This window comes from Actinomadura sp. NPDC000929 (assembly GCF_040492065.1).
GTDB classification, from domain to species: Bacteria; Actinomycetota; Actinomycetes; order Streptosporangiales; family Streptosporangiaceae; genus Spirillospora; species Spirillospora verrucosospora.
This window is the reverse complement of sequence record NZ_JBEUPA010000265.1, coordinates 1-5,277: the sequence shown is the minus strand read 5'-3', so window position 1 is coordinate 5,277 and position 5,277 is coordinate 1. Positions and strand designations below refer to the sequence as shown.

At 74.4% G+C, this 5,277-nt stretch carries 6 protein-coding genes and 4 tRNA genes; 3 read left to right on the top strand and 7 right to left on the bottom strand.

Annotation, left to right across the window (positions count from 1 at the left end; translation table 11 throughout):
* Positions 1-327: 327 nt before the first annotated feature.
* From ABWI04_RS41520 to ABWI04_RS41495, 6 genes are all read right to left on the bottom strand, one after another.
* Positions 328-398: transfer RNA gene (locus ABWI04_RS41520), tRNA-Gln, on the bottom strand.
* A gap of 90 nt (positions 399-488) precedes the next feature.
* A tRNA-Gly gene (locus tag ABWI04_RS41515) sits at positions 489-560 on the bottom strand.
* 27 nt (positions 561-587) lie between these two features.
* Positions 588-659 (bottom strand) — tRNA-Phe (locus tag ABWI04_RS41510).
* A 1-nt stretch (position 660) separates the two neighbouring features.
* Positions 661-733, bottom strand: a tRNA-Ala gene (locus ABWI04_RS41505).
* 292 nt (positions 734-1,025) lie between these two features.
* The gene (locus tag ABWI04_RS41500) at positions 1,026-1,154 is read right to left on the bottom strand and encodes an LPFR motif small protein (protein ID WP_268248260.1); all 129 of its coding nucleotides are present in this window, start codon (positions 1,152-1,154) and stop codon (positions 1,026-1,028) included.
* A gap of 54 nt (positions 1,155-1,208) precedes the next feature.
* Positions 1,209-1,991 carry a putative protein N(5)-glutamine methyltransferase gene (locus tag ABWI04_RS41495; RefSeq protein WP_353835841.1) on the bottom strand — a complete coding sequence of 261 codons (783 nt, stop codon included), beginning with the start codon at positions 1,989-1,991 and terminating at the stop codon, positions 1,209-1,211.
* Between the two features lie 102 nt (positions 1,992-2,093).
* Here ABWI04_RS41495 and ABWI04_RS41490 point away from each other — a divergent pair, with 102 nt between their 5' ends.
* The 3 genes from ABWI04_RS41490 to ABWI04_RS41480 all read left to right on the top strand — a co-directional run bounded on the left by ABWI04_RS41490 (position 2,094) and on the right by ABWI04_RS41480 (position 4,659).
* A complete protein-coding gene (locus ABWI04_RS41490) occupies positions 2,094-2,897 on the top strand; it encodes a pentapeptide repeat-containing protein (protein ID WP_353835840.1) in 804 nt (267 codons plus the stop codon).
* Positions 2,898-2,989: 92 nt separating this feature from the next.
* Positions 2,990-3,559: a hypothetical protein gene (locus ABWI04_RS41485; protein WP_353835839.1), complete on the top strand. Its 570-nt coding sequence runs from the start codon at positions 2,990-2,992 to the stop codon at positions 3,557-3,559.
* Positions 3,550-4,659, top strand: coding sequence for a PrsW family intramembrane metalloprotease (locus ABWI04_RS41480; RefSeq protein WP_345187777.1), 1,110 nt, complete (start codon positions 3,550-3,552; stop codon positions 4,657-4,659). Before ABWI04_RS41485 ends, ABWI04_RS41480 begins: the two co-directional genes overlap by 10 nt.
* On the opposite strand, the gene ABWI04_RS41475 is transcribed toward ABWI04_RS41480, so the two are convergent.
* The coding region (locus ABWI04_RS41475; protein WP_353835838.1) for an MFS transporter at positions 4,625-5,277 on the bottom strand (653 nt) is incomplete at its 5' end. The genes ABWI04_RS41480 and ABWI04_RS41475 overlap by 35 nt on opposite strands.

Below are 5,277 nucleotides of genomic sequence, written 5' to 3'. Positions count from 1 at the left end.
TCCGCCGCGAAAGGAGCGATCTTGGCCTCGGCCAGCTCACGCACCGAACTCCGCAGCAGCTCATGCTCCTCGGACGGCGCGTACGAGGGAAAGTCGCTCATCGTTCCTCCAGGTTGCCGGGGATGCGGGCCGATACTTTGACGGCCAATATTTGGACGCCAAATTAAGCGAGCGGGCTGGCGCCGTCAAGGCGGTCTCCGGCGGTCACAGGTGCCGCAGCAGCAGGGCGAGCGCCGGGTCGTCGTTTCGTGGAAGTAGCGGGCCTCGACGGGCGAGCACTGACGCTGCGGGGCTCCGCCGGTGAGGCGGCGGCCCGCGGCCGTCGGGCTGCTGGAGCAGGGGTCGAACCTGCATGACGTGATCCAGAGTCACGCATCCTGCCCTTGGATGATCCAGCACGGGTGCCCGCCGGCGGGCGGTGGCGTCCGCCCGCCCGTGGGCACGGGGAGGACCGGCCGGGGGTCGTTACTCCCGCCGGTCCAGTCCAGAGCCGCACCCGGGAATCGAACCCGGTTCTGCTGGGTGGAAGCCAGCCGCCTCACCATTCAGGCCTGTGCGACGCGCGGAGCCGGGAAAGCTCCGCTCGGTGGCCGTCCGAGGAGTCGAACCTCGTCCTCCCGGGTTTCGACCGGGCGCTCGTCCACATGAGCTCGAAGGCCGTGGATCGGGCCGGATTCGAACCGGCATCCTCCCGCTTGCAAGGCGGGCGCTCTCCCCATTGAGCTACTGACCCTTGAGGGAAACGAAAGGCCGCCGGGATCTCTCCCTGGCGGCCTCCGGCGGAGCCTGGCGGCCCTATCCAGAGGCGTTTCCGATAAAGGCGGGACCCTGACCCGCGCCGAATCCGGAAAGCCGCGGGGCCTGCTGGGTGATGGTCGTGACCATGGCCGCCGCTCCTTCCCGTCCGTTTCCGATCAGTGGCTTGCTCCTATGGTGCGGGACGCCGGCCGGGCGCGCAACGCCTTTTCCATGCGATCGCCCCGGGCCGTTCGGGGAGAACCGGCCCGGGGCGATCCGGATATGCGTCACGCCGCCCCGCGGCGGCTGCGGCCGCGACCGGGGGTCAGCAACCGCCCCAGAACGCGGAACGGCAGGGTCACGACGCTGACGATCGTCCCGACAATGGCGCTGATCGCTGCGCTGATGCGGCGCATCTGGCTTCACTCCTTCGGTTCGGTCCTGACCGACCGATACCCGCCTGTGGAGTTTTACACCGGCTTTGCGCCGACAATGACCGTGGCGGAGAATTCCTCGGACGCCGCGACGGCGGCCGCGAGGCCGCCGGCCTCCACGGCGGCGACGGCCGCGGCGGCCTGCCGCTCGCTCGTCTCGAACAGCAGGCGGCCGCCCGGGGCGAGCCAGCGCGACGCCTCGGCGGTGACGCGGCGCAGCACGTCGAGGCCGTCCGGGCCGCCGTCGAGCGCCGAGCGCGGTTCGTGGTCGCGCGCCTCCGCCGGCATCAGCGGGACGTCCCCGGTCGGGACGTAGGGGACGTTCGCCAGAAGCACGTCGACCCGCCCGCGCAGCTCACCCGGGACGGGGTCGAAGAGGTCTCCCTCGTGGGCCGTGCCGCCGTACGGCGCGATGTTGCCGCGGGCGCAGCGCACCGCCGCGGGTTCGATGTCGGCGGCGTGCAGGACGCACTCCCCCACGCCGGAGGCGAGCGCGGCCCCGAGCGCGCCCGATCCGCAGCACAGGTCGAGGATCACCGGCCGGGGAGGCGCGAGGGCGTGGGCCCGCCGGACGAGGAACTGGGTGCGGTGCCGCGGCACGAAGACCCCGGGTTCGACGGCGATCCGCAGCCCGCAGAACATCGCCCAGCCGAGGACGTGTTCGAGCGGCTCGCCGTTCGCGCGCCGCTCGACCATGGCGGCGGCGTCATCCGGGGTGCGGGCCGTGGAGAGGATGAGCCGCGCCTCGTCCTCCGCGAACACGCAGCCGGCGGCGCGGAGTCTGGAGACGATGGCGGGTTCGGTGAGGGGTGGTGTCATAGGAGTCCGCAACTGTATCCGGCATCGCGGCGGTCCGCGCGTCCCGGGCACGGCCGGCCCGGCGCGACAATGGAGCGTCGTCCACGAGCCGGGGGTCGGGAAGTGCCGGAGAGATCGGATCTGAAGGCCGACTGCGCCAGTTGCTTCGGGCTGTGCTGCGTCGCGCTGCCGTTCTCGCGGTCCGCCGACTTCGCCGTGGACAAGGACGCGGGCGAGCCCTGCCGCAACCTCTTGGCCGACTTCCGCTGCGGCATCCACGCCGACCTCCGGGAGCGCGGCTTTCCGGGCTGCACGGTCTTCGACTGCTTCGGCGCCGGGCAGAAGGTGTCGCGCGAGACCTTCTCCGGCACGGACTGGCGCGGGGATCCGGACGTCGCGCGACGCATGTTCACCGTGTTCCCCGTGATGCGCCAGCTCCACGAGATGCTCTGGTACCTGGACCAGGCCGCGGCGATGCCGTCCTCCGGCCCGATCCGCGACGAGCTGCGGCGGGCGTCCGCCGAGGTCGACCGCCTCACCGAGGGCGGCCCCGCCGAGGTCGCCGAGGTGGACGTCCGGGCCGTCCGGGAGAGGGTGAACGGCCTGCTGTCGCGGGCGGGAGAGCTCGCCAGGGCGGGTGTCCCCGGACGGAGGAAGAACCGGCGGGGGGCGGATCTGGTGGGGGCGAGGCTCAAGGGGGCCGACCTGCGGGGCGCCGACCTTCGCGGCGCGTATCTGATCGCCGCCGACCTCCGAGGGGCGGACCTGCGGGTCGCCGACCTGACCGGCGCGGACCTGCGGGACGCCGATCTGCGGGGCGCCGACCTCACCGGATGCCTCTTCCTGACCCAGGCGCAGCTCGACTCGGCGCGCGGCGACGCGGCGACGCGGCTTCCCGCCGCGCTGGCGCGGCCCGCGCACTGGTGACCCCCGCGGCCTGATCTTGTTTAGCCGCCCTGTCAAGGGGCATTTCCGCCTGTCAAAGGGCATTTCCGCAGCGCACGTCGTCGGGGGGTCGCGTGGTGCGGGTCAGATGGTGGGGGACGGGCGTGGTGGCGCTCGTGCTGCTGGTCTTCGGCGCCGGGCTTCCCTCGCTCGACCGGGCCCTCGGGACCCGCGGGCAGCCGCTGGCGCCGGGCACGGTGGTGTCGGTCGGGACGGAGCGCGGCGGCGTCCGCCCGGTGACGTTCTCGGTCACCTCCCCCGGCTGGGTCCTGAACCGGGGCACCACCTCCCTCGCCAGCAGCGCCGAGCTGCTCAGCGGCGACGTGGTCTTCGACCTCAGCGTGGTGGTCCCGCTGGGATCGGCGGACACCCGGGCGCTGTGGGGCGGCCTCGGGCGGATCGTCGCCGCGGGCGGGCGCACGCGCCTCGGGACGGGCCCCGTTCCGTTCACGACCGCGCAGGGCCTGACCGGGCTGACCGGACGGCTCGCGGGACGCGAGCGCGTCGGCACGGCGACCGTGTTCGCCAAGGGGACGCTCGGCGCGGCGGTCACGGCGACGGGCCCGCCGCGCGCCTTCGGGGACGCGGCCCCGCAGGTCGAGGCGATGGTGCGGACGATCAGGATCGCGGCGCCATGGGGATGACCCGCGGCGGGCCGGTGCGCCGTCCCGCGTTCTGGCTGTGGGCGGCGGCGTGCCTGCTCGGCGCCTGGATCGCGCTGCGCGGGATCGGCGCGCACGTCGCGGCTTTCCCCTCCGGCGCGATCGCCGGGGCCGTGCTGCTCGCGCCGGCGCTGGCCGGCGGAGTGTGGCTGCTGCGGCGGCTGCACCCCGTCCGCTCGCCGCCGCTCGGCTACGCGCTGATCGCGGTGGCGTGGGGCGGGCTGGCCGCGTTCGGGACCGCGCTGCCCGCCAACGCGGCGTTCCAGGCGATCGTCGGGAAGACCGCCGGGCCGGGGTTCAACGCCGCCTGGGGCGCGTCGATCGCCGCGCCGGTGGACGAGGAGATCCTGAAGCTGCTCGGCGTCGCGACGCTGGCGCTGATGGCGCCGGCCGCGGTCCGCGGGCCGCTCGACGGGTGGGGCTACGGCGCGCTGTCGGGGCTGGGTTTCCAGTTCGCGGAGAACTTCCTGTACGTACTGAACACGATCGTCCTCACGGGCGCCACGCACGACGCGAACGCGGCGTTCTTCTCGTTCGGCACCCGGGTGGTCTGCGGGGCGTGGTGGAGCCACTGGGCGATGACGGCGGTCGGCGGCGCGGGCCTGGGCTGCCTGATCGGACGCGCCTCCAAGGCGCACCTCACCGCCGCGGTGGGCGCGTTCGTCCTGGCGATGGCGCTGCACTCCTGGTGGGACGCCCCCGTCCTGACCGGGCTGGTGCTGATGCCGGTGAAGGGCGCGCCGATCCTGCTGGCGGCGGTCGTCTCCTACCGCCTGGCCAGGCGCCGCTACCTCTCGCACTTCCGGCGCACGGTGCACGCCGAGACGCGGGGCGGCGTCCTGATACCGGGCGAGGGCCACGTGCTCGCGTTCCGCAAGTGGCGCCGGAAGGAGCAGTGGGGCGTGCCGGCCGGGGAGACGCGCCGGCTGCTCGAACGGCTCCGGACCGCCGAACTCGCCCTCATCGAGGACGGCCTCGGCGGCCTGGAACCGGACCCGCGGGCCGCCGAGCGGCTGCGCACCGACATCCGCGCCCTGCGGGACGACCTCAAGGCGTCCGGCGCGAACGTGCGCGTGGCGTAGCGGCGAGGACGTAGGCGCAGGCGACCGCGCAGACGGCGGCGGCGACGAGCAGGGCGTCGGCCGGATCGCGGGAGCCGTCCCCCGCTCCGACCGGCGCGAACGCCCCCATGATCGCGACGCCGAGGGTGGCGCCGAGCTGCCGGACGGCGTTCAGCAGGCCGCCCGCCGCGCCGGCCGCGCCCTCGGGGGCGGCGGCGACGACCATCGTCGCGAGGGCGGGCAGCGCGAACGACACGCCGAACCCGGTGCACAGAAGGCCCGCGACGAGCGGCGGGTAGGACGCGCCGTCCGGCAGCACGGCGCCGAACAGCACTCCCCCGGCGGTCAGCAGGCCCAGGCCCGCCAGGACGGGGCGGCGCGGCCCCGTCCGCGCGACGATGCGCCCGGTGAGCAGCGGGTTGAAAGCGAACGGCAGGGTCATCGGCAGGAACGCCAGGCCGGTCTGGAACGGCGTCAGCCCGAGGCTCTGCCGGAACACCAGCGGCAGCACGAACAGCACTCCGGTCATGACGAAGTTGACCGCGGCGCCGGCGGCCAGCGCGGCTCGCATTCCCGGCGCCCGGAGCACCGCCGGGACCAGGACCGGCGCCCGGCTCCCGCGGTCCGCGAGCGCGGGAG

What these genes read in the sequence shown, in the direction of transcription:
- ABWI04_RS41480 (WP_345187777.1), top strand. Translation starts at nt 3,550, where the DNA reads ATGGGGATGACCCGCGGCGGGCCGGTGCGCCGTCCCGCGTTCTGGCTG.
- ABWI04_RS41500 (WP_268248260.1), bottom strand. Translation starts at nt 1,154, where the DNA reads ATGCGCCGCATCAGCGCAGCGATCAGCGCCATTGTCGGGACGATCGTC.
- ABWI04_RS41495 (WP_353835841.1), bottom strand. Translation starts at nt 1,991, where the DNA reads ATGACACCACCCCTCACCGAACCCGCCATCGTCTCCAGACTCCGCGCC.